The following is a 24,206-nucleotide window of genomic DNA, read 5'->3' as shown; positions in this document are numbered from 1 at the left end:
ATTAGTGATGTAAAAACCGTTTTGCCAAATAGTCTCCACCCATTTGCATGAGTTGAACTAAAATTATTAAAACAACAACTGTTGATAACATGATACCGGCGTTAAAGCGTTGATATCCATAGTTTATTGCTAAAGTACCTAATCCGCCAGCTCCAACCGTTCCTGCCATGGCAGAATAATTTACGAGAGTAATTGCGGTGACAGTAATTGCATGGATTAGGCCAGGTTTTGCTTCAGGCAATAAGATATGATAGATAATTTGACCTGTACTGGCTCCCATCGAATACCCCGTTTCGATCAGGCCAGAAGGTAAACTCTGGTATACATTATCTACCAAGCGTGCAAAAAATGGGGTAGCTCCGAGAGTTAAAGGTACTATTGCTGCATTCATCCCGATAGAGGTACCCACTATGAGACGAGTTAATGGAATTATAGCTACTAACAAAATAATAAAAGGGATAGAACGAAATACATTAATTAGTGCGGAAAGTATTTTATGCATCTTAGGATTAGGTTTGATGCGTTTGCTTGAATAAAGCAAAGTGCCTAAAGGCAATCCCAGAAGTACTGCAAAAAAAGTGCTGGTGATCACCATATACAGTGTTTCACCGGTTGCATTAAGTAAATCATATACCATCGGGTAGGACATAACCTAAGATCTCCACAGTTAAATCGACTTGTTTACAGCGCTCCAAGAATGCGTCGAGCAATAATGGGTTTGCGGTTAATTCAACGACCAGGACCCCGCAGGTGACCGAATCGAAACGATCGATATTTGCCAGTAAAATATTGATGTCGATATTTAACTCACGACTGGTTTGGCTTATAAAAGGAACGGTTGCTTCTTCGCCTTGAAAAAATAATCGGAGCAAAGGTTTTTCAGTTGCATAGCCAGCTAGTCTGCTGGTCAGGCATGCGGGCAGTTCCGGGCTGAGTTGGGCATAAAGCATTGTGCGTGCCAGGCTGTCCGGGTTGTTAAATACATTGGATAAGGCGGTAGTCTCTACTATGGAGCCATTGACCATAACGGAGAGTCTGCTGCATATTCGTTTCACTACATCCATTTCATGGGTAATTACAACGATGGTAATTCCGTATAACGTGTTAATTTTTTTTAATAAGCTTAGAATTGAATCTGTTGTTTCAGGATCAAGAGCGGAGGTTGCTTCATCACAAAGTAGTATTTTAGGGGAACAGCTTAAAGCGCGTGCAATAGCTACTCGTTGTTTTTGGCCGCCGCTGAGTTGTGATGGATAGGCGTTTCTTTTATCTGATAATTCGACAATAGGCAACAGCTCATTAATTTTTGCACTAATGGATTCTTCATCCATCCCTTGAATACGCATCGGCAAAGCAATATTGTCATAAACATTTTTAGAGTTTAATAAGTTAAAATGTTGGAAAATCATGGCGATTTTATGACGAGCCAATGCTAAATCCTTTCTGGACATAGTCATCAGGTTTTGTCCATCAATGAGGACATCGCCATGGTCAGGCCGTTCCAGTAAATTAATACAGCGTAATAAAGTAGATTTACCAGCTCCACTTTTACCAATAATACCGAATATTTCACCTTCCTGAATAAATAAATTAATATCTTGAAGGGCTGGTTTGCCTGAAAAGGATTTAGTTACTCCACACAATTCAATCATAACAATAACCTGGAATATGCTGCGGAAGACTTAGAGGGATGTAATAGACTGCCCGCTTTAGCCGTATTTTCAAAAAAGTTTACTCTTTTGAGCGTCCGCAAGCTGAGTTTTCAAATCGACGCTGGTTGATATTATACACAATCTGACTATGTATACAAAGTATTATCCTAAATTTAGCAGTTAAATAGGTTATGTTGACCATTCATCAATTTATTCCCAACGTCCCGCGACTTCGAAATCCGAATTGTCAACACACTTAAGGGTATAGACCGAAATAATGTCCTTTTATAGTATCACGCTAATCGCTAGATTAACCCAAGCGCGGGACGTTAATTCGGTTTCGATCCTAAATGCAGTTAAACAATCATTAACTCTTCAACTCATTGCGATTTTTAAAATATTCCAAGGCATGAGGATTAGCCAGGGATTGTAAATTCTGTACGGGTTGGTCATGAACAACCTGTCTAACCGCTACTTCAACGATTTTTCCACTGATCGTACGCGGAATATCAGTAACCTGGAGGATCTTGGCGGGGACATGCCTTGGTGAGGCATTTTCACGGATGGTGTGTTTAATGGATTGAATCAACTCGTCATCCAGAATTGTCCCTTCTCGTAATTTAACAAATAGAACAATACGCACATCATCCTGCCAATCCTGTCCGATAACTATACTGTCTATAACGGCGTCTACCTTTTCAACTTGTCTATAAATTTCAGCAGTTCCTATTCTAACTCCACCAGGATTTAACACTGCATCAGAGCGTCCATAAATGATCAGGCCATGGTGTTCTGTAATCTCGGCAAAATCACCATGAGCCCATACACCTGGAAAACGGGCAAAATAGGCATTGGTGTATGCTACTTTATCTTTATCATTCCAAAATCCTACAGGCATGGATGGAAAAGGTTTCGTGCAGACTAATTCACCTCGAGTTTGATGTACTGAATGTTCTTCTTCATCAAATACATCTACGGCCATCCCTAAGCCAATACACTGTAACTCTCCTCGATATACAGGAAGTATCGGGTTACCCAAGGCAAAACAGGAGATAATGTCAGTACCACCTGAAATGGAACTGAGCTGGACGTCATTTTTAATATGTTCGTAAACAAAATCATAATTTTTGTGAAGTAATGGTGATCCTGTAGAGAGAATGCATCTCAGTTGAGATAGGTTGCATTCTTCTTTTGGCTTGACGCCCGCTTTTTCAATGGACGAAATGAATTTTGCACTGGTGCCAAACACGGTAATGCCTTCTTCATCAATTAATTTGAATAAACGATTGGTCTCAGGATAAGTGGGTGACCCTTCATATAAAGTGAGAGTTACACCAAGTGCCAGAGCGGAAACAGTCCAATTCCACATCATCCAGCCACAGGTTGTATAAAAACATAAATTATCGGTATCGCGTAGATCCGTGTGCAATCCCAGTTCTTTAATATGTTGTATTAGCGTTCCGCCAGCACCATGAATAATACATTTAGGTTTTCCAGTAGTACCTGATGAAAAAAGAATGTACACCGGATGATCAAAAGGAAGAGATTCAAATTCGCATTTGGTGGCGGGTTTGAGAAAGTCCTTCCAGTATAAGGCATTGGTTATGCCTGACAGATTAATGTCTTCATGAATGTTAGGACATACCACAATTTGTACTAATGAGGAAATAGCCTCTTTTAATTGAATAATTTTTTCAGCGCCGCTGTGGATTTTTCCTTGATATTGATGTCCATCACAAATAAACAGTACCTTGGGTTCGATTTGTCCCAATCGGTCAATTGCTGCTTGAGCTCCAAAATCAGGTGAGCATGATGACCAGACAGCACCAATCGAGGTGGTTGCCAACATAGCAATAATCGTGAAGGGAATATTAGGCATCAGAGCAGCAACTCTGTCGCCGGCAACAACACCAATTGCTTTAAGTCCAGCAGCGCATTGGGCAACCTGAGCATATAATTGTTCATAGCTGATTATTTGTTTTTCATTGTCCTCGTTAACGCTGACTATTGCCGGGTGAGCATCTTTGCGTGATAGCAGCTTTTGGGCAAAATTAAATCGAGCGCCGCTAAACCAACGAGCATCCAGCATGGTTTCATAGTAATTCAGTATCTGATGGGGTGGGGTATCGAAAGTCAGCTTAAAAAAATCGCATAAAGTTTGCCAGAATGATTCGGGATGTTTGATAGACCAAGAGTGGAGATCCTGGTAGTTTTCGAAAATTTGGCAATGCTGTTGTGCTGCGAACAGCATAAATTGTCCCATTCGTGTATTTTGTGGGTGTTTAGGAGTCCATACTAGTTCATTCATGAATTGTTCTCTCTTGCTTCGTACTTCCCTGATTTGTCCTTGAGGCGGCAATCAGGCCGGGGTGAATCGTGTTAATTAATTACAGGGGTTCGCCAGTAATGCATTTGCGACTTTGGATTGATTTTTACGTCCCAAAATCTTACAAATCATATCTCCGGCTGCTACGATTTTAAATATATCTACCCCGGTATTAATTCCTAAGCCGTGCATCAAATAAAGCACGTCTTCAGTAGCAACGTTACCACTTGCTCCTCGGGCATAGGGACAGCCACCAAGACCGGCTACGGAGCTGTCGAAACGGTACACACCGTGGTGCAGGGATGCGTATATATTGGCGATTGCCTGACCGTAGGTATCATGAAAGTGCATGGCTAACTGGTTTAACGGGATGAGTCGTAGAACTTTATCCAATACTAATTGGGTTTGTCTGGGAGTTCCTACTCCTATAGTATCGCCGAGTGAAATTTCGTCCACGCCCAGATCAAGCAATTTTTGAGTGACCTCAGCAACCATTTCTGGTTGTACTTCACCCTGATAAGGGCAACCCAGCACACAGGAAATATAACCTCTGACTTTGATTTCGTTGGCTTTAGCCAGTTCAAGGACGGGTTTGAATCGTTCAATACTTTCCTGAATGGTACAATTGATATTTCTTTGGTTAAATAATTCACTTGCCGCTGTGAATACTGCAATTTCGCGAACTCCAGCTTCCAGCGCTTTAATCATTCCACGTTCATTAGGAACGAGTGCTGAATAAGACACGGATGGCTCTTTCGTAATCGATCGATACACCAGCTCTCCATCTGCTAATTGCGGTATTGCTTTGGAAGATACGAAGCTTGTTGCTTCAATATGTTTTAGACCTGTTTGACTGAGTTTATTGATGAGATCAATTTTGTGTTCAGTGGATACAAAAGAAGACTCATTTTGCAGGCCATCACGAGGTCCTACTTCTATAATTGTCACGTGTTGTGGATAGTCCATAATAATCTCAGTAGTTTATGACTCAGATTCACTGAGTGAAAGCAATTCCGCTCCTTCACTTACCTGTGCACCCACTGTATAGAATATATCTAAAAGCACACCATCAACAGGAGCATGTATCGTGTGCTCCATTTTCATTGCTTCCAGAACAATTAAACGTTCACCTGCTTTAACCAGTTCACCTGCTTTTTTCAGGATAGCAACAACTGTTGCTGGCATGGGGGCTGTTAATTGGCCTTTATGTAATGTTGCATGCGCGTCCAGTTTATTCCAACGAAAGCGTTCAATACTTATCTGGCCTCGTTCAGAATATAAGGTTAAACACGAATCTTTATTATCAACAGTGACCTGATATTGGTGTCGGTCTGTTTCGATTTTTAGATGGTTGTTATTAAGCTGGGCGGTTATAAGCTGTTCATTATCATATAATTTGAGTTTGAAACTCTTCCTGTCAATCGGTGTAATAAACGCTTCAGTAACGGTTCCATCATGCTGATAACGCCATATCCAGTGTCCCTGAGTATGCATTTGCCATGCAAAAGTGTCTTTTAGCAGAGGATCTTTGATGTTATTTATTGTATTCACATAATCATAAGCAATTGCCATTTTTAACGCTGATTGCCGATCTGGAGTTGATAAGTGAATCTGTTCATTACTTAAAAAATCGGTACTTAGCTCTGCTTTTTTAAATTTGGGGTGCTTGCAGATAGCCTGCAAAAAGGGGATGTTGGTTTTTACTCCCCCAATGAAATAATGTGAGAGTGCCTGATTCAAACGGTGCAGTGCTTCTTCTCTATTGTGTCCCCATGCGATCAGTTTGGCGATCATGGGATCATAATACATGGTGATTTGAGAATTAAGCCTGACCCCAGTATCAATACGAAGACCATCCCCAAAGGGCTCTTGTAGAAAATTCAATTGTCCAATAGATGGGATAAAACCATTAAAGGGATCTTCGGCATAGATACGACATTCGATTGCATGTCCTTTGGCTTTGATGTCACCCTGAGCCAGGGGAAGATGCTCATTAGCCGCTATTTTAAGTTGCCAGGCAACCAGATCAATCCCGGTAATCATTTCTGTTACTGGATGCTCGACCTGGAGCCGGGTATTCATTTCCATAAAATAGAACCGATCTGTGCCATCTACAAGAAACTCAACTGTACCTGCTCCTCTATAATTAATAGAGCGTGCTACTTCGCAGGCTGCATCAGCCAATCTTTGCCGCATGGAATCAGTTAAATTGGGAGCAGGGGCTTCTTCAATGATCTTTTGATGCCTTCGTTGAATCGAGCAATCTCGTTCAAACAGATGAACAACAGCTCCGTGGTTGTCTGCGAAGATCTGTAATTCAACGTGCCGAGGATTGAGTACCAGCTTTTCAATGATCATCGTGTCATCAGCAAAACTGGCTAGAGATTCTCTTTTAGCTCCTGCCAGACTATCGCTGAATTCGGCTTCACTATAAACTGCTCTCATTCCTTTACCACCACCGCCATTGGCTGCTTTTATCAGTACAGGAAAACCAATGGCTCTTGCTTCAGCCAGTAGTTTGTCTTCTGATTGCTCCAGACCATGGTAACCAGGGGTTAACGGTACATTGGTTTTTTCAAGCAGCTGTTTTGCTAACTGTTTTGAAGCCATAGCATCCATTGCTTCAATTGACGGCCCTATAAAGATAATTCCAGCATCTTCACAAGCTTTCGCAAATCCGGGATTTTCTGATAAAAACCCATAGCCAGGGTGAATTGCTTCAGCACCGCTCTCTTTTGCGGCTTGAATAATATGTTCTATATTCAAATAGCTGTCTTTTGCAGCGGCTTCACCAACGTAACAGGCGCTATCAGCCAATTGTACATGGAGACTGTTTTGATCTGCGGATGAATAAATTGCTACGGTATGAATACCCATGGATCGCGCTGTTTTAATGATTCTGCAGGCTATCTCACCTCTATTGGCAATTAGAATTTTATTAAACATGCAAGTTCCTAGTTCCAGTTAGGTGTTTCTTTATTTAAAAATGCATGAAGACCTTTTTGTCCTTCAGCGGAAATTCTTTTTTGAGCGATGAGTGTGGCAGTGTAGTAAACCAGCTCTTCATCAATGTGTTTATCAGCGACATATCGAACCAGTTTTTTGGACATTGTAACTGCCTGAGGAGCATTATTACTTATTTGTTTGGCATAATTGAGTGTAAAGTCCAATAAACTATCCTCCGGAACAAGATGCTGCACTAGATTCAGGGATAAAGCTCGTGCCGCATCAAAAATTTCTGCGGACATAAACAACATTTGAGCGGCTCGCTCCCCAATAGCTTTTACAACATAGGGGCTTATAACCGCAGGAATCAATCCTAATTTTGCTTCTGAGAAACAAAAGCGGGCTGAATGTGCTGCTATAGCAATGTCACAGGCAGCTGCAAGTCCTGCTCCTCCTCCAAATGCAGATCCATGAATCATAGTAATTGTCGGTTTGCTGCTTTGATTCAGAGAATACATTAAGTTAGCCAGTATCATCGTGTCTTTTACGTTTTGTTCTTCGTCGTACTCAATCATGCTTTGCATCCAGGCTAAATCGGCGCCGGCACAAAAGTGTTTCCCATTCGCTTTAAGCACAATAACCCGAACTTTGTCATTGTTGATTGCTGAGTCAAGCTGAACTTGCATCTCCGTAAGGAGATGATTATCAAAGGCATTATGTTTGTTTACTCGATTTATGGTTAATAAACATATCTGATCCTGAATTTCATTAAGAAGGTCGCTCATGAGTTTAATCCCTGTTACATACGAAAAACGCCAAAATGCGTGGATTCAATTGGGGCATTTAAGGCTGCCGATAAACCAAGTCCCAGAATCATTCGTGTATCCTGAGGAGCTATGACTCCATCATCCCAAAGTCTTGCACTGGCATAATAGGGGTTGCCTTGAGTTTCATACTGAGATCTCAGTTGATTTTTAAATTGTTCTTCCTCTTCGGCTGGCCAGACCTTACCTTGTTTTGCATATTTTTCGCTGTTGACCTGAGCGAGTACATTTGCTGCCTGTTCTCCTCCCATGACAGAAATACGTGAATTAGGCCAGGTCCAGATAAAGCGTGCATTATAGGCGCGTCCACACATGGCATAATTGCCGGCACCAAAGCTTCCGCCTACAATCACAGTAAATTTAGGTACATTGGCATTAGCAACAGCGGTAACCATTTTAGCACCGTGTTTGGCTATTCCGGATGCTTCATATTTGGAACCTACCATAAAGCCCGTTATGTTCTGCAAAAAGATTAAAGGAATTTTACGTTGACAACAAAGCTCGATGAAGTGACTTCCTTTTAAGGCGCTTTCACTGAATAAAATGCCATTATTAGCAATGATTCCTACCGGATACCCGTATAAATGGGCAAAACCACAGACCAGTGTCGTACCAAACAGGGCTTTAAATTCATCGAAATCTGAACCATCAACCAAGCGAGCAATGATCTCCCTTATGTCAAAAGGTTTTCTTGGATCAGCAGGCACAATACCATTGAGCTCTTTAGTATCATAAAGAGGTTCAATGGTTTCAATACGTGTAATCGATTCAATTTTTTTACGATTTAAATTGCTTACCGCAATTCGAGCCAAATGCAAGGCGTGCGCATCGTTTTCTGCGTAATGATCAGCAACTCCGGAATGTCTGCAATGAACTTCTGCGCCACCCAATTCTTCAGCGCTGATTACTTCCCCCGTGGCCGCTTTCACCAATGGGGGACCACCAAGAAAAATTGTTGCCTGATTTTTCACCATAATGGATTCATCTGCCATCGCTGGAACATAGGCTCCACCAGCAGTGCACGATCCCATGACAACAGCAATTTGAGGTATATTTCGCGCTGACATTTGAGCTTGATTATAAAAAATACGACCAAAATGATCGCGATCTGGAAAAACCTCATCTTGAAGAGGCAAAAAAGCACCACCAGAATCTACGAGGTAAATACAGGGTAAATGATTGATTAGAGCGATTTCCTGTGCTCTTAAATGTTTTTTGACGGTGAGAGGATAATAGGTTCCACCCTTTACTGTTGCATCATTGACTACAATAACGCACTCTGTACCGGATACACGCCCTATGCCTGCAATGATCCCCGCGGCAGGTAGGGTATCATCATATACCTGATAGGCTGCCAGTTGGGATAGTTCAAGAAACGGACTGCCAGGGTCTAATAATTGTTGCAGCCTTTCTCGAGGCAGTAATTTGCCATGTTGCAAATGGCGGGCACGGGCTTTCTCGTCTCCTCCCAGAGAGATTTCATTGATTCGTGAACGTAGTTCATCAACCAATGCCTGCATTGTTGCTTGATTGTCTTTAAAATCCTGACTTCCAGTGTTGATTTGACTGATTAGTTGTGCCATGCCTGAGTCCTTAATGAATCAAAATTACGCTCAAAACGATGATAGTCCAGATTACCCAGACAATAGCAATAAAATGAGGCATTTCACGACCTTTGATTACTCTATAAAGAAGAGCAGGTATCCCCGTAATGATGATTGGCATTAACATTAACACCAAAACTTTTCTTATAATTAATCCCCAGCCGGTCTGACTGAATATTGGGGTTAATTTTAAGTTTATATAAGTGAAAAACAAATCTATATAAACAATAAGAAGGTGTGCGTATCTGGAGAAGATTACTATCAGAACACTGAGTAGTAGATAAATAAGACTTTGTCGTAGCATGTACATCCTTTATTTTTATTAGTAACTAATCACCACAATTCAAGTAAAAAGTCCCATGTGATGCATTATGGGCGATTCTCGTTAAAAAAAGCAGCTACAGTCCGTAATGCTGCTTTTATTGAACGGTAATCGCCCAAATCTGCACTCAAATCTGACAATTCACCATGATTCTGAATGTGTGGTGAATGGTTGTGCTTTTATAACAGTTCAATAGCCATTGCTGTAGCTTCACCACCACCGATGCATAAGGAAGCAACACCACGTTTTTTACCTTGTTGTTTCAATGCATGCATCAAAGTAACCAGTATGCGTGCACCAGATGCTCCTATTGGGTGACCCAAAGCACATGCGCCGCCGTGAATATTAACCTGTTCTGGATTTAATTCAAGTTGAGTTATTGCTGCCATGGTAACTACTGCAAACGCTTCATTTATTTCATAAAGATCGACATCATTCTGATTCCAGGATGCTTTGTTCATTACTTTACGGATAGCGTCTACAGGTGCAGTGGTAAACCATTGTGGTGCCTGAGCATGGCTGGCATGGGCAACTATTCTTGCTAAAGGTTTGACACCGCGTTTTTCTGCATTAGCTGCGCTCATCAATATCAGGCTCGCCGCACCATCCGAAATCGAACTGGAATTTGCTGCTGTAACGGTGCCGTCTGATTGGAATGCTGGTTTTAATTGTGGAATTTTTGCCAATTTTGCTGCATCAGGACCTTCATCTACGCTTACGGTGATGTCTCCTTTACGAGTAGTTAAGGTGACAGCGGCAATTTCTTCGACAAATGCACCACTTTCAATAGCTTTCAGTGCGTTTGACATAGAACGGATTGCAAATTCATCCTGTTGTTCTCTGCTGAAATTGAAATGTTTGGCCGTTGCTTCCGCAAAACATCCCATTAATTGTCCTTTCTCGTATGCATCTTCAAGTCCGTCAAGGAACATATGATCTTTTAATTCACCATGACCCAAGCGATAACCTGAGCGCGCTTTTGCCAATAAATAAGGCGCATTACTCATACTTTCCATTCCGCTTGCCAGGATGACCTGAGCTGAACCTGCCTTGATTAAATCATGTGCCAGCATCGCGGCTTTCATTCCAGAACCGCACATTTTATTGATCGTAGTTGCGCCAGCTGAATTGGGTATACCTGCTTTGATTGCGGCTTGTCTCGCGGGTGCCTGACCTATACCTGCCTGCAGGACACAACCACTAATGACTTCATCTATTTCAGCAGGAGCAATTCCTGACTGTGCCAGAGCTGCCATATGTGCTACAGCCCCAAGTTCTGGTGCTGAAAGAGCGGACAGAGCACCTAACATGCCGCCCATAGGAGTTCTTTTTGCTGCAACGATTACTACATCATTCTGTTCCATGTCACTATTCCTTATGCTGTTTCTTTAAAAAGTTCACGACCTATCAACATTCTTCTGATTTCAGAAGTGCCGGCTCCAATTTCATAGAGTTTAGCGTCACGTAACAATCGTCCTGTTGGGTATTCATTAATGTACCCATTACCACCCAGAGTTTGAATTGCCTGAAGTGCCATTTGTGTCGCTTTTTCTGCAGTATATAAGATAACACCTGCTGCGTCTTTACGACTTACCATACCGTTATCGCAGGCTTTTGCTACCGCATATAAATAAGCTCGAGACGCGCTAAGCTCCGTATACATATCAGCTAATTTACCCTGGATAAACTGAAATTCCCCAATGGCCTGATTAAACTGCTTGCGTTCATGAACATAGGGTAGAACAACATCCATACACGCCTGCATGATACCAACTGGACCTGCAGCCAGTATTGTCCGCTCGTAGTCAAGACCACTCATTAAAACCCGGACACCCTGGTTTAGTTCGCCGAGTACATTTTCAACAGGAACTTCACACTGTTCGAAAACCAGCTCACAGGTATTGGAACCTCTCATCCCTAGCTTGTCTAATTTTTGTGCTGTTTTGAATCCGGGCATTCCCTTTTCAATAAGAAAAGCAGTAATACCCTTACTGGCAGCCTGTTTGTCAGTTTTAGCGTACACCACCAAAACGTCTGCATCCGGTCCATTGGTAATCCACATTTTGGTGCCGTCAAGGATGTATTTATCACCGTATGAACGAGCTTGAAGTTGCATACTGACTACATCAGAGCCTGAGTTCGATTCACTCATGGCCAGGGCACCGATGTATTGGCCGCTTATTAGTTTAGGCAGATATTTTTCTTTTTGCGAATTGTTTCCATTTAAATAGATTTGATTGACACATAAATTAGAGTGAGCCCCATAACTTAATCCCACAGAGGCTGATGCTCTGGAAATTTCTTCCATTGCAATCGCGTGAGCGAGGTAGCCCATATTGGCTCCACCGTACTCTTCGCTGACCGTTATACCTAATAAACCTAAATCGCCCAATTTTTGCCATAAATGATTTGGAAAGGTATTCGTTTCATCAATTTGAGCAGCAAGGGGAGCGATTTCTGTACGGGCAAACTGATGGACGGTGTCTCTTAACATGTCATAGGTTTCACCCAGTTGATACTTTAGTCCGTTGTGCATGGAGTATATCCTGTTGATTGTACAAATACACAAGACTATACCCAATCGATTCGGCCTTGTCTATTCACTGACAGTTTCTAACACAGTGTATTTTAAAAAGACTCTTTACCCAGGTTAAAAAATAACCTAATCTTAAGCCGGAGCGAAACTTAATTGATTGCTATAAGTTTTTCCTGAATTCAGAGCAGGTTAATCTGCAATTAAATTGAGCACAGAATTCGGGTTTATATAGGAGAGTTGCTCATGCGTAAACTGGTTTTATGGGGTCACGGCGTTGATGAATATCGAGAAATGTTTGATTTGTCAGACAGTGAGATTAATTCAAAAATTCTAGAATATGGATGTGGACCCAGTGCGGTGAATTCTCAGCTAACTCAGATGAATAATCAGGTGGTCAGTTGTGATCCCTTGTTTGTTCTGGATAAGGATACTTTATATTCAAAGTCAGTGATGATTTTTTCTCAAATGGCGGATGAAATCAAATCCGAAGAGGAACATTTTGATTTCAGTCGAAGCGGTAGTTTTGATAAGTTGCTTGCAGAAAGAAAAGTGGGGTTTGAACAGTTTTTTGCTGATTATAGAAAAGGCAAGACTGAGGGCAGGTACCTTGGAGTTACTGATTATCATTTGCCTTTTGCAGATTTTACATTTGATTTTGCTTTATGTTCGCATTATTTATTTGCTGATCTGGACGATCAAACTGTTGATTTTCATTTGAATGTGATCCGTGAACTGGCTCGAGTTGCAAAGGAAGTCAGGATATTTCCATTAATAGATAATGATGGACAAACTTCTTCATTTCTGGGACCCGTATTATTAGGTCTTCAACAGGACAATTATGGGATCGAAGTTCGCGAAGTCGCTTTTCACTTACAAAAGTCTGGAAATGCCATGTTAAGAGTCTGGGCCCAGCAATGCATCGTATAACGTAAGTAGGGAATCGAATGAAGCAAAATCCCTTTTCCGGAGTATTTATATGTATTCGATGATACGTCCCTTGCTGTTTAAACTGGACGCTGAGACAGCTCATCAACTCGTTCTGTCCACCCTGGATCATCTGCCAGGATGGTGCTTTAATAAAATCGAAGGAAAGTCAGTTCATGCTATGGGACTCCATTTTCCACATCAAGTTGGATTGGCTGCAGGTCTGGATAAAAATGGAGACCATCTGGATGCTTTGGCTAAACTTGGATTTTCTTTTATTGAGGTTGGAACAGTCACTCCAAGACCACAGATTGGTAATCCAAAACCGCGATTGTTTCGATTACCTGAAGCGCAGGCCATTATTAACAGAATGGGCTTTAACAACCAGGGAGTAGAGGCTTTAGTTGCTCATGTAAAAAAAGCTGAATACAAGGGGATTTTAGGGATTAATATTGGTAAGAATAAAGAGACCTCCTTGGCTGATGCGGCGAAGGATTATTGTTATTGTTTACAAAAAGTTTATGAGCATGCATCGTATGTAACCATCAATATTTCTTCTCCTAATACTCCTGATTTACGTCAGTTACAGAAGGGGGATTATCTTACTCAATTGTTATCTCAATTGCATAATGAACAAATCAAGTTAGAAGATCATTATCAGCGCCATGTTCCTTTGGTTGTAAAAGTATCTCCCGATGAAGATGATGAAACATTAAAACTAATGACTGAAGTGATCTTGAATCATGGCATTGAGGGGATTATTGCTACGAATACGACCTGCACACGAGATTTGGTCAAGAATTTGCCTTATGGAGAGGAACAAGGTGGATTGAGTGGAAGACCGGTAGAAGAATTATCTATTCGTTGTCTGAATTTATTAAAAAAATATGCTGGTGAGGCCATCACTTTAATAGGAGCAGGCGGTATCGATAGTCCTGCCAGTGCCCAAAGAAAAATTGCAGCTGGAGCATCATTGGTACAGCTTTATACTGGATTAATATATCAAGGTCCTGGCTTGGTGAACCGGGTCATTGCAGGGTTGAGTGAAGCATGATGTATGTTACTAAAGATTTGACCGCACGTATGGAAGCGTGCATTAAACAAACCCATATAGAAGTTACCCGACAATATCCTCAAGGAACACTATTGGATGTTAATGGAGGTACGGCCTGTTTTTCAGGGTTTGATTCATTTTTATCCCAGGTAGTTGGATGGGGGTTTCATACGAAATCCAGATACTTTAAGAAGGAAATTGAAATCATAGAACATTTTTATAAATCGCTTGCGCATTCGCGCGTTGATATTGAGTTATGTCCTTATGTTGGAAATGATTTAATGATCTTCCTGAGTGAACGAGGCTATGGAGTAAGCGAAATAAATAATGTTTCGGTATTGGATTTGTCCTCCTTTAAACCAGAGGAGCAATTAGATAGCCCCTATACTATCAGGATGGTGAAGTCCAGTGAGGTGGATGAATGGGCCAGAAGAGTCGCTATGGGTTTTGGTTATCCCGAAGCTCAAGAACAGTTTTCTCATTATGCCAGAGCCAAAGGGATTAGTGCATTTGCTGTTTATGATGGGGATCAGATTATTGCTGGAGCTACCATAGCCATGCATGAAGATGTCTGTGATTTGGGAGTTACCAGTACTTTACCTGCATATCGAGGTAAAGGTTTGCAAAAAAAATTGCTGTTGACCCGATTAAATTATGCAAAACAACAAGGATTAGTTATGGCAACAGTAACAACTGAACCAGGAACGATTTCTGACTTGAATGTGCAAAAGTCTGGATTTCGATGTGCTTATACCCGTATTAAAATGACAAGAAGTAATCTGTCTTAATGAATTGTGCTTCATGCTCGGAGGTGTTAACAATTTACATTTAGACGTCTCGTGGTCTATTAGTGTCTCTTGTTCGCTTATTCATCTACGCCGGATCGAGAACAGAATCACTTGATAAGTTGTCAGCACACCTAAATTGTTATAATTTTTAAATACTGTTGTTTCCGTGTTCCATTCTTCCGAAGATATTCTGATCAAATTAAACTATAATAGTATTATATGTAATCAAAATAGTTTAATTATAATCTTCAGGGGCTTATATGGATATACAAGCATTCCAATACATTCTAGGACAAGGATGGAGTTTAAATGAATTTCCTGATCTGGATTCAGAACAAACATTAGTGCTGGTTTTCGCATCTCCCGAGTTTATAAATCATGTTAAACCGATTATTGAACTTGCAAATTTTTACTCCAAGTCCAGTTTGATTGGATGTTCAAGTGCTGGTGAGATTTTTGGCTCCAAAATATTTGATCAAAGCTTGTCAGTCGTTGTTGTACGATTTAACACAACCTTATTGAAAATTGCCAAGGCAAAAGTAGAACATGTCACGGACTCAAACAGGGCGGGTATTTCTATCGCACAACAGTTAAAGGGCCCTGATTTGAAGAGCATATTCGTATTGTCTGATGGGTTGAGCGTAAATGGTTCTGAATTGGTCAAAGGACTGAATACTGTAGCAGAGGACAAAGGTTTGGTTATAACCGGTGGTTTAGCTGGAGACGGCAGTAATTTTAAACAAACATGGACCGTTGTTGGCGGAGAAATTCTTACCAATTATGTCGTTGCTGTGGGCTTTTATGGTTCTCATATTCATGTTGGACATGCCTCAAAAGGTGGTTGGGATAAATTCGGTCCGGTCAGACGTGTGACTCGTTCCGAATCCAATATTCTGTATGAGCTGGATTATCAACCTGCTTTACAATTGTATAAAGAATATTTGGGTGAAAAAGCATCTGAATTGCCTTCTTCGGGATTACTTTATCCTTTGGCTATCAGCGAGATTGATGGTAACGAAAGCATTCAATTAGTACGAACTATATTAGCTGTCGATGAGAAAGAACAATCACTGATCTTTGCTGGAGATATCCCTACCGGATGCTATGCTCAATTAATGAGAGCTAATTTTGATCGCCTTATAGATAGTGCTAATGAAGCTGGGCAATTAGCCAATCAACGAATGATGAATGACCATTTGGACACTATTGGCCCATTGTTGGCTATTGATATTAGTTGTGTAGGAAGACGATTGCTCTTGGGGGAGCGAACAGAAGAAGAGATTGAATCAGCACTGATTTCTTTACCTAAGGGTTCAACCCAGGTTGGATTTTATTCATATGGTGAATTGTCACCCTTTGCGGTTGGTAAATGTGAATTGCACAATCAGACCATGACAATTACAACTTTTTATGAATATTAGAAGTTAACACCAGTGTGGAGGGGCTTCTACTTGTCGTCCAGAATATCTTTTTATCCAGTGAACCAGTTGAGGAACGTTGGGTTTTTTTTGATAAATTGTGAATAGAACATCAGGAACATGATGTGTTGAACAGTCTCTACAAATATGGGTGCATATGGAATTTCATAAATTATTATTAAGACAACTTGAAAAAGTCAATATTTCAGTTGATAAAAAACCCGAAACGGATGAGCAATGGCTTGCCTTCCTTAAACGGATTAATAACTCCTACAATGAAGCAGATCAGGAACGGTATATGCATGAGCGCTCAATGGAAATTTCATCACGAGAGATGATGAACTTGAATATGAAACTTGAAAATGCTCAAAACATAGCGAAGCTGGGTTATTGGACCTATGATGGCATCGCGGATCATGTGATTTGGTCAAAAGAGTTGTTTTTTTTATTTAAACTCAACCCTTTGGATAAAGCGCCGACTTATAAAGAATTTATTGAGTTGGTGCATAAAAAAGATCGTTACGAGCTGGTTAACAAGATCGAAACAGCATTAAGCGATCGAATTGATTATGAATGTGACGTTAGAGTACAAAATCCTGATGGTGAATATCGATGGTATAAGATCGCCGGCCGTTGTTGTGAGGGTGAAAAACAGCTTGAAGGCATTGTTATGGATATTCATAACGATAAGATTGCCGAAGAAAAAATTCAGGAGTTGAATAACCAGATTTCATCAACTGCCCGCAGAGCCGGTATGGCCGAAGTGGCGGCAATTATTCTGCATAATATTGGAAATATATTAAACAGCTCCAATGTTTCCATCACTTTATTAAAAAACCAATTGAATAAACAATACAAACAAAAGTTATTAAAAGTATTGGAAATGCTTCTTCAACATGAGGATGATTTGGTTGACTATTTGTCAAATGATGACAAAGGTAAGTTAATTCCTAAATACCTTGTATCACTTTCCAAATTTATTTTAGATGATTATAAAATAAAACAATCAGAAGTGGACAATCTTATTAATGATCTTAGACATATCTCTCAGATTGTTGACATGCAAAAATCCGTAAGCGGTACTTCCAGTTTAATAGAGAAGGTTTATTTACCAGAGGTCATTGATATGGCATTAAATATGTCGATGAACACTCCAATGACTGAATCAATAGAGATTGTAAAAGAATTCGAGGAGTGTCCTTTAATTGATACCGATAAGTCCAAATTATTACAAATATTGGTGAATATTATCCAAAATGCACGCGATGCGGTACTGCATAGCACATCAACCCATGTTAAAGAAATTGTCATTGCGATTAAAAAAATCGATGATCACGTTGTTCAGTTATCAATAAAGGATAACGGAGTAGGTATCAATTCCGAAAATTTAAATCGTATTTTTTCTTTTGGCTTTACCACTAAAATCAATGGACATGGTTTTGGATTGCATAGCGCCGCACTATCCGCTAAAGAAATGGGTGGAACGCTACTGGCGGAAAGTCCAGGAGAAGGTGAGGGCGCTCAATTTATTTTATCGTTACCTACAATGAGCTGTCGTGGGCTTTCAGGAGGTTCTAATGACTGATGTAGAACTTCATATTATGATTATTGATGATAATCCAGCTATTCATCAGGATTTTATTAAAGTCTTAACGTCTACAACTCTTGTCGAAGAAGTTAGTGATTTGGATAAACAGTTATTCGACGATGACTTACCTGACTTAAGCGACCCCAAATTATTTAATTCGTTGCCTAAGTTTATTTTTGAAACGGCCTACCAAGGAAAAGAGGGCGTAGAAAAAATAAGAAAATCGCTACTGGAAGGCCTTCATTATTCATTAGCATTTGTTGACGTTCAGATGCCTCCGGGCTGGGATGGTATTGAAACCATCAAACACATGTGGAAAGTTGATCCCGATATTCAGGTAGTCATATGTACTGCTTATTCTGATTATACCTGGGAAGAAACAGTTAAAGAGCTGGGAATTGGTGATAACTATTTAATTTTAAAAAAACCTTTTGATTTGGTGTCAGTGCGACAGCTTGCCTGCGCCTTAACCAGGAAATGGACGCTGGCACAAGCTGCTAAAAGAACCACTGAACTGTTGCAAAACACTATAGAACAACGAACTGAATCGTTGCAGCAATCATTGTCTTTGTTACGTTCAACCATTGAATCGTCTGCAGATGGAATTCTTGTAGTCGATTTAAATCGCAAAATCATTGATTATAATTCTAAATTTCAACAGATTTGGAACATCCCTCAATCCATGCTGGACAGTAAAGACGGTGAGCTGGTCAGTGAGTATATGCTAAATCAAGTTCTGAAAGCCAATAATTATCTGGCCCAAATTAATCATCTAGAGAAGGCGATTGATGAGGTGAGTAGAAATATAGTGTATTTGAAAAATGACAAAATCATGGAGTGCTATTCACAACCCCATCGATTGAATAATATTACTATTGGTCGGGTCTGGAGTTTTCGAGACATTACTGAGCGGGCAAATCTGGAGAAAAAACTGGAATATCAAGCGTCCCATGATATGTTAACTGGATTACCTAATCGCTCATTATTAACCGATAGGATTCAACATTTAATTGAGTACTCTCAACGTAATTCAAAGCGTTTTGCAGTCCTGTTTTTTGATTTGGATCGCTTTAAATTAATCAACGATAGTCTATCGCATGAGGCTGGCGATAATTTGTTAAAGATGGTAGCTAAGCGATGGGAACACCTTCTGCGGAAAGAAGATACCATCGCGCGCATTGGTGGTGATGAGTTTGTCATGATAGTCCGTGATTGTTCAACTGATCAGAGTGTCATAACTGTTGTTGATAAAATCATTCAATCACTCAATGAGCCTTTTAAGCTTGGGAAACGTGATGTGACGATATCCACTACAATAGGTATCAGCATTTATCCCAAAGACGGTACAAGCGTAAATACCTTAATAAAGAGTGCTGATTTGGCAATGTATCTTGCAAAAGAGCGAGGTGGAAATCAATTCCAATTCTACAATGAAGAATTGAATGATCACGCGGATAAAACCCTCAAACTTGAAATTGAATTACGTCAGGCATTGGTTAAAAACGAGTTCAAAGTATATTATCAGCCACAATTTGATATGGAGAATCGATGTTTATTGTCCGCAGAGGCTTTAATCCGTTGGCAGCATCCACAAAAAGGAATGTTGCTTCCTATTGACTTTATTCCAGCGGCAGAAATCAGCGGATTAATAGTACCTATAGGTGAATGGGTAATCGATCAGGTCTGTCAACAAATTAAAAAATGGCATGAAAAAGGTCTGCCATGGACTCGAATCGCGGTGAATGTCGCCACCCAACAATTAAAACAAGTCAATTTCCATACGGTTGTTAAAGAAATATTAGATAAATATCAGATAGATCCCCAATATCTCGAATTAGAGATTACAGAAAATGTAGTCATCACGAATGTGAATATAATTCGTATGATTAATCAATTAAAAGATATAGGTGTTAAAATTGTCCTTGATGATTTTGGAACTGGAAATTCGAGTTTAAACTACCTTAAACATTTAAATATAGACCGATTAAAAATCGATCAGTCCTACATTAAAAACATTACATCTTCGCGAAGTGATGAAGTGATTATTGAAGCCATTATTGCCATGGCACGCAGTTTTAATTTTAAAGTAGTTGCGGAAGGCGTGGAAACTACTTCCCAATTGAATTATTTAAAAATGCAAAATTGTGATGAAGTACAAGGCTTTTTATTCAGCAAACCAATAACGGCAAAGGCTCTGGAAAAATTTTTAAAGTAGAAGCGTCTGGATAATGACCTTATCAAGGCACTTTATTATTTGAGGATACTCAGGGCCTGATGTGCATACCAATATGTTCTCAGTTTAAGATTGTTGGCACTAAATCAGAATACGGGGTACAATTTAATCCATTTGCCAACCTTTGACTCTCTAATCAATGAAAAATAATACTCCAGTTAAAACCAGCCTTTTATACAAGCGTCTGTTATCTTACGTTAAACCTTTTTGGCCGGTACTGCTTCTGGGGATTTTTGCCAATATTCTTTATTCAGGTATTGATGCCACCTTTACCTACATGACCAAACCTTTTTTGGATAAAGGATTTATCAGTATCGACATGACTTTTGTTAAAAAGATCCCGCTTATTGTTTTAATTGGTATTACTTTGAGAGGAATAGTCAGCTCACTGGGCAGTTATTGTATGACCTGGGTTGCCCGTTCTGTCGTTAAGGTATTAAGACAAAAAGTATTTTCTCATATATTACATCTACCTGCTGATTTTTATGATGAGGCTACTTCGGGTCAAATGCTTTCCAAAATTCTTTATGATGTAGAGCAGGTCGCTCAAGTCAGTGCGGATGCTTTAACTGATTTTGTCCAAAACAGCTGTTTGGTTATAGGACTACTTACGGTCATGATGGTTATTTGCTGGCAACTGTCATTGATGTTTTTATTAACCATTCCTTTTGTCGGATTTATCGTAAGTTATACCAATAAACGGGTTAGACGGATTAGCCATCGAGTCCAACAAACGATGGGAGAAGTTACTGAAATTGCGAGTGAGGCTATTGAAGGATATCGAGTCGTCCGTATTTTCGGGGGTGAAGGTTATGAAGCAGGAAAATTTAATGACGCGACGGAACATTCGCGATTAAATGATATGAAAGTTGCTGTAAGCAAGGCTGTTAACGTCTCTGGAGTACAATTTGTTATTGCAGTAGGGATAGCCATGATCATTTTCGCTGCCATTCAATTATCAACTGTGATTACCGTCAGCGCCGGTTCTTTCTTAGCAATTATTGCCGCTATGTTGCAATTGATTAAACCAATGAAAACCTTAACCACCCTGAATGCTACCATTCAAAGAGGATTGGCCGGGGCGGAGAGTGTATTTAATCTGCTTGATATGCCTGTAGAGTCAACTCAGGGAATTGAACTGGCTCATAAAGCATATGGAGAAATTCAGTTTAAACAGGTTTCTTATGCCTATAGGGATGGACAAAGAGTATTGCATGATGTGAGTTTTACTGTTGAGGCAGGAAATTGCGTCGCGCTTGTTGGTCATTCCGGTAGTGGTAAATCTACGATTGCCAGTTTGTTACCACGTTTTTATGAAGTATCCGAAGGCATCATTACACTTGATGGCATCCCAATTAACCAGCTCAGTCTAAAAAGTCTGAGAGAACAGATGGCTTTGGTCAGCCAACACGTCACTCTGTTTAATGATAGTTTAGCGAATAACATAGCGTACGGTCGCAGTGATGTAAGCCGTCAACAAATTATCAACGCTGCAAAATTAGCCTATGCTGACGAATTTATTTCAAAATTACCTCAGGGGTATGATACTCGAGTTGGTGAAAATGGGGTGTTATTGTCTGGCGGTCAACGGCAAAGAATAGCGATAGCCCGAGCTATTTTAAAAGATGCGCCAATTTTGATTCTAGATGAGGCCACTTCTGCTTTAGATAGTGAATCTGAACAGTACATACAAGCCGCGTTGGAACAGGTCATGCAAAATCGAACAACGTTGGTCATTGCACATCGTTTATCGACCATTAAACATGCTGACAAGATTATTGTTATGCAGCATGGGCACCTGGTAGAACAAGGCTCTCATCATGAGTTACTTCATTTGAATGGACATTACGCTCAGCTGTATAAAGTGCAACAATTAGGGATGGTTCAAGAGGAAGCGCTTAGTTGATGACTTTTTTTATCGAAAGGCTGTGGTATGGGAATCATCCCTTAAGATGGCCTTTACTCCCTTTGTCCTGGTGTTACCGTCTGATTACAATGATCAGACGCAAGTATCTGGAGTCCTTTTGTCAAAAACACGCTTCAGTTCCAATTATTGTCGTGGGTAATCTGTCCGTAGGTGGGGTAGGAAAAACCCCACTGGTTATTGCTCTGGCTAGAAAAATGGGCGAAAAAGGGATCCATGTAGGGATAGTCAGTCGTGGGTATGGCTCGAAAATCACACATGTACCTTATGAAGTACAGTTGGACGATTCTGCCGAGCTGGTCGGTGATGAACCATTAATGATTGCACGCAAGACACTTTGTCCTGTCGTTATAGCACCGAATCGGATGGATGCTGTTCAATATCTTTTGGATAAATGCAAGGTGCAGTTGATTATTAGCGATGATGGATTACAGCATTATCGGATGGGGCGAGCCATAGAGATTGCGGTAATTGATGGAGCTCGTGGCTTGGGAAATGGATTATTGTTGCCAGCGGGTCCTTTACGGGAATCAGCGGCTCGATTAAGAGAAGTGGATTTTATTATTGTGAATGACGGTATTTGGGAAAATGCCTACACAATGCAGTTAACTCCTGGAAAAATAATCAAGTTGGCTACAGAGGAAGCAATTGATTATGAAGTTTTTAAAAAGAGGGATGTAGCCGCGGTTGCTGCGATTGGAAATCCACAACGTTTTTATTCCACTTTAACTGATTTAGGGATAGAATTTACAACTTATTCTTATCCGGATCATTATCGATTTGAGCCCCATGATTTTAATCATCCAGAATCTCTTATTATTATGACGGAAAAGGATGCCGTGAAATGTCGTTTCTTTATTTCTGACAAGATGTACTATTTACCAGTTGAAGCAACATTGAATGAGGCCTTTTGGGACGCATTATGGACGCACAAACTATTAAAAGGTTATTGTTAATATGATACCAGTACGAATTTGGATTGTTTTATTTTCCTTGATTATGTTGATCAGCAATACAGTAATTGCAGCTGATATTGAAGCAGAAGAAGTAAGCGAAATTCTGCAACCAGTAGAACCTTTGGTCGGTAGCTGGACTTTTTCAGGTATGGTGACCAATGAAAGCGGTGATCGCTATGGTTATTTTTTTCAGGTTCAAAGACAAGGTACTGATTTTCATACAAAAACAGCATTAATTGACGGCCAGACCAATAAATTAGTCCTTTTTTATGAAGGCAATGAGAAAATAGAAAACTCAACCCAACTGAATTGGCAGGTTGGTCGTTCTTTTATTCGCTATAATCCAATTAATGACAGCTGGATATTTGGTGTGAAGGGTGATGAAGATAAAGGATTTAATTTTAAAGTAGATATGTTAAAACAGGCTAATGAAGCCAAAGAAACATTGATTTTAAGGCCTGGTGTGGAGCTACAGGCATTACAGACCAGTCGATTGAACGGGCATATACAAACAGGAACTGAAACTAAAGAGCAGTTTGTTACAGGTAATAATGCCTGGTTTGGCAAGGTATGGTTTAGTAAGGATCAAACTTCTTCTCATGACATCAGCACAACCTTTTGTAGATTGAGTGATGATAATGGATTTTATTCAGCCAATCTCAAGGAAGCAGATGCTACCGGTGCTGCAGTTGCTGGATGGCGTGACCCGGCAGGTAATAAAGTTAAAATGTCCCAATTTATTTCCATTAAATCAATCGATCCAAATCAATGTTTGCTGAGTTTAGGGTTTCCTAAAATCAGTTTAAGAGTATTGAATACATTAAATACTGAACAAAATGCAGTATTGAAGCCCTCTTTATCGGTAGCCGGTTTTTCTAAAGATAATCCCAAAGGATTTTGTTTTATTAACGAGCAATCTTTTACTCAGCTTAAGGAAGCAGCTGTAACTGCAGTATCCTCTACTGCCTAGTACAACGTTACACTGATTCTGTCCCGTGTCATCTCATCTTACATTCATCTTTGAGTGATTGCAGCTTCGAAAAATGCTCGAATTAGCAGTGCTAGTGCTGCGGTTTTTCAAAGCTGCAATCACTCAAAGATGAACGCGATC

At 40.2% G+C, this 24,206-nt stretch carries 19 protein-coding genes; 9 read left to right on the top strand and 10 right to left on the bottom strand.

Translation table 11 applies throughout. From position 1 onward, the window contains the following. Position 1: 1 nt before the first annotated feature. The 10 genes from IZU94_RS03805 to IZU94_RS03765 all read right to left on the bottom strand — a co-directional run bounded on the left by IZU94_RS03805 (position 2) and on the right by IZU94_RS03765 (position 12,210). Positions 2 to 649 (bottom strand): methionine ABC transporter permease, encoded by a 648-nt coding sequence (locus IZU94_RS03805; RefSeq protein ID WP_203108171.1) that lies wholly within the window; start codon positions 647 to 649, stop codon positions 2 to 4. Then, on the bottom strand, positions 627 to 1,652 hold the full coding sequence (locus IZU94_RS03800; RefSeq protein ID WP_203108169.1) for a methionine ABC transporter ATP-binding protein: 1,026 nt from the start codon (positions 1,650 to 1,652) through the stop codon (positions 627 to 629). Before IZU94_RS03800 ends, IZU94_RS03805 begins: the two co-directional genes overlap by 23 nt. A 367-nt stretch (positions 1,653 to 2,019) precedes the next feature. Further along, entirely contained in the window at positions 2,020 to 3,960 is a 1,941-nt protein-coding gene (locus IZU94_RS03795) for an acetoacetate--CoA ligase (protein ID WP_203108167.1), read from the bottom strand. 75 nt (positions 3,961 to 4,035) lie between these two features. Next, a complete protein-coding gene (locus IZU94_RS03790) occupies positions 4,036 to 4,944 on the bottom strand; it encodes a hydroxymethylglutaryl-CoA lyase (RefSeq protein WP_203108165.1) in 909 nt (302 codons plus the stop codon). Between the two features lie 15 nt (positions 4,945 to 4,959). After that, positions 4,960 to 6,924 (bottom strand): acetyl/propionyl/methylcrotonyl-CoA carboxylase subunit alpha, encoded by a 1,965-nt coding sequence (locus IZU94_RS03785; RefSeq protein ID WP_203108163.1) that lies wholly within the window; start codon positions 6,922 to 6,924, stop codon positions 4,960 to 4,962. An 8-nt stretch (positions 6,925 to 6,932) separates the two neighbouring features. Then, positions 6,933 to 7,709: an enoyl-CoA hydratase-related protein gene (locus IZU94_RS03780; protein WP_203108161.1), complete on the bottom strand. Its 777-nt coding sequence runs from the start codon at positions 7,707 to 7,709 to the stop codon at positions 6,933 to 6,935. 14 nt (positions 7,710 to 7,723) lie between these two features. Beyond that, positions 7,724 to 9,331, bottom strand: a complete 1,608-nt coding sequence (locus IZU94_RS03775) for a carboxyl transferase domain-containing protein (RefSeq protein WP_203108159.1) — start codon at positions 9,329 to 9,331, stop codon at positions 7,724 to 7,726. Positions 9,332 to 9,341: 10 nt separating this feature from the next. After that, a complete protein-coding gene (locus IZU94_RS18140) occupies positions 9,342 to 9,656 on the bottom strand; it encodes a hypothetical protein (RefSeq protein WP_238400491.1) in 315 nt (104 codons plus the stop codon). A 197-nt stretch (positions 9,657 to 9,853) separates the two neighbouring features. Beyond that, positions 9,854 to 11,038: an acetyl-CoA C-acyltransferase gene (locus tag IZU94_RS03770; protein ID WP_203108157.1), complete on the bottom strand. Its 1,185-nt coding sequence runs from the start codon at positions 11,036 to 11,038 to the stop codon at positions 9,854 to 9,856. A gap of 11 nt (positions 11,039 to 11,049) precedes the next feature. Continuing rightward, positions 11,050 to 12,210: an isovaleryl-CoA dehydrogenase gene (locus IZU94_RS03765; protein WP_203108155.1), complete on the bottom strand. Its 1,161-nt coding sequence runs from the start codon at positions 12,208 to 12,210 to the stop codon at positions 11,050 to 11,052. A 243-nt stretch (positions 12,211 to 12,453) separates the two neighbouring features. Here IZU94_RS03765 and IZU94_RS03760 point away from each other — a divergent pair, with 243 nt between their 5' ends. From IZU94_RS03760 to IZU94_RS03720, 9 genes are all read left to right on the top strand, one after another. Continuing rightward, positions 12,454 to 13,137, top strand: coding sequence for a class I SAM-dependent methyltransferase (locus tag IZU94_RS03760; protein ID WP_203108153.1), 684 nt, complete (start codon positions 12,454 to 12,456; stop codon positions 13,135 to 13,137). 49 nt (positions 13,138 to 13,186) lie between these two features. Beyond that, entirely contained in the window at positions 13,187 to 14,188 is a 1,002-nt protein-coding gene (locus IZU94_RS03755; protein WP_203108151.1) for a quinone-dependent dihydroorotate dehydrogenase, read from the top strand. Then, positions 14,188 to 14,976: a GNAT family N-acetyltransferase gene (locus IZU94_RS03750; RefSeq protein ID WP_203108257.1), complete on the top strand. Its 789-nt coding sequence runs from the start codon at positions 14,188 to 14,190 to the stop codon at positions 14,974 to 14,976. Before IZU94_RS03755 ends, IZU94_RS03750 begins: the two co-directional genes overlap by 1 nt. A 260-nt stretch (positions 14,977 to 15,236) precedes the next feature. Continuing rightward, positions 15,237 to 16,397: an FIST signal transduction protein gene (locus tag IZU94_RS03745; protein WP_203108149.1), complete on the top strand. Its 1,161-nt coding sequence runs from the start codon at positions 15,237 to 15,239 to the stop codon at positions 16,395 to 16,397. 154 nt (positions 16,398 to 16,551) lie between these two features. After that, positions 16,552 to 17,979 (top strand): sensor histidine kinase, encoded by a 1,428-nt coding sequence (locus tag IZU94_RS03740; RefSeq protein ID WP_203108147.1) that lies wholly within the window; start codon positions 16,552 to 16,554, stop codon positions 17,977 to 17,979. Beyond that, a complete protein-coding gene (locus IZU94_RS03735) occupies positions 17,972 to 20,197 on the top strand; it encodes an EAL domain-containing protein (RefSeq protein WP_203108145.1) in 2,226 nt (741 codons plus the stop codon). Before IZU94_RS03740 ends, IZU94_RS03735 begins: the two co-directional genes overlap by 8 nt. 157 nt (positions 20,198 to 20,354) lie before the next feature. Continuing rightward, on the top strand, positions 20,355 to 22,121 hold the full coding sequence (gene msbA / locus IZU94_RS03730; RefSeq protein WP_203108143.1) for a lipid A export permease/ATP-binding protein MsbA: 1,767 nt from the start codon (positions 20,355 to 20,357) through the stop codon (positions 22,119 to 22,121). Then, the gene (lpxK, locus tag IZU94_RS03725; RefSeq protein WP_203108140.1) at positions 22,121 to 23,095 is read left to right on the top strand and encodes a tetraacyldisaccharide 4'-kinase; all 975 of its coding nucleotides are present in this window, start codon (positions 22,121 to 22,123) and stop codon (positions 23,093 to 23,095) included. Before msbA ends, lpxK begins: the two co-directional genes overlap by 1 nt. Before the next feature lies 1 nt (position 23,096). Next, positions 23,097 to 24,065 carry a hypothetical protein gene (locus IZU94_RS03720; protein ID WP_203108139.1) on the top strand — a complete coding sequence of 323 codons (969 nt, stop codon included), beginning with the start codon at positions 23,097 to 23,099 and terminating at the stop codon, positions 24,063 to 24,065. The last annotated feature ends 141 nt before the right edge of the window (positions 24,066 to 24,206 follow it).

It is taken from the genome of Legionella bononiensis (assembly GCF_016786215.1).
In the GTDB taxonomy this organism is placed as follows: domain Bacteria; phylum Pseudomonadota; class Gammaproteobacteria; order Legionellales; family Legionellaceae; genus Legionella; species Legionella bononiensis.
Note: the sequence above shows the minus strand (reverse complement) of the source record. Positions and strands in the feature narration are given on the sequence as shown.

Bases quoted from the DNA above. Each gene is read 5' to 3' on its own strand.
- IZU94_RS03805 (WP_203108171.1), bottom strand. From the start codon at position 649: ATGTCCTACCCGATGGTATATGATTTACTTAATGCAACCGGTGAAACA.
- IZU94_RS03800 (WP_203108169.1), bottom strand. From the start codon at position 1,652: ATGATTGAATTGTGTGGAGTAACTAAATCCTTTTCAGGCAAACCAGCC.
- IZU94_RS03795 (WP_203108167.1), bottom strand. From the start codon at position 3,960: ATGAATGAACTAGTATGGACTCCTAAACACCCACAAAATACACGAATG.
- IZU94_RS03790 (WP_203108165.1), bottom strand. From the start codon at position 4,944: ATGGACTATCCACAACACGTGACAATTATAGAAGTAGGACCTCGTGAT.
- IZU94_RS03785 (WP_203108163.1), bottom strand. From the start codon at position 6,924: ATGTTTAATAAAATTCTAATTGCCAATAGAGGTGAGATAGCCTGCAGA.
- IZU94_RS03780 (WP_203108161.1), bottom strand. From the start codon at position 7,709: ATGAGCGACCTTCTTAATGAAATTCAGGATCAGATATGTTTATTAACC.
- IZU94_RS03775 (WP_203108159.1), bottom strand. From the start codon at position 9,331: ATGGCACAACTAATCAGTCAAATCAACACTGGAAGTCAGGATTTTAAA.
- IZU94_RS18140 (WP_238400491.1), bottom strand. From the start codon at position 9,656: ATGCTACGACAAAGTCTTATTTATCTACTACTCAGTGTTCTGATAGTA.
- IZU94_RS03770 (WP_203108157.1), bottom strand. From the start codon at position 11,038: ATGGAACAGAATGATGTAGTAATCGTTGCAGCAAAAAGAACTCCTATG.
- IZU94_RS03765 (WP_203108155.1), bottom strand. From the start codon at position 12,210: ATGCACAACGGACTAAAGTATCAACTGGGTGAAACCTATGACATGTTA.
- IZU94_RS03760 (WP_203108153.1), top strand. From the start codon at position 12,454: ATGCGTAAACTGGTTTTATGGGGTCACGGCGTTGATGAATATCGAGAA.
- IZU94_RS03755 (WP_203108151.1), top strand. From the start codon at position 13,187: ATGTATTCGATGATACGTCCCTTGCTGTTTAAACTGGACGCTGAGACA.
- IZU94_RS03750 (WP_203108257.1), top strand. From the start codon at position 14,188: ATGTATGTTACTAAAGATTTGACCGCACGTATGGAAGCGTGCATTAAA.
- IZU94_RS03745 (WP_203108149.1), top strand. From the start codon at position 15,237: ATGGATATACAAGCATTCCAATACATTCTAGGACAAGGATGGAGTTTA.
- IZU94_RS03740 (WP_203108147.1), top strand. From the start codon at position 16,552: ATGGAATTTCATAAATTATTATTAAGACAACTTGAAAAAGTCAATATT.
- IZU94_RS03735 (WP_203108145.1), top strand. From the start codon at position 17,972: ATGACTGATGTAGAACTTCATATTATGATTATTGATGATAATCCAGCT.
- msbA (WP_203108143.1), top strand. From the start codon at position 20,355: ATGAAAAATAATACTCCAGTTAAAACCAGCCTTTTATACAAGCGTCTG.
- lpxK (WP_203108140.1), top strand. From the start codon at position 22,121: ATGACTTTTTTTATCGAAAGGCTGTGGTATGGGAATCATCCCTTAAGA.
- IZU94_RS03720 (WP_203108139.1), top strand. From the start codon at position 23,097: ATGATACCAGTACGAATTTGGATTGTTTTATTTTCCTTGATTATGTTG.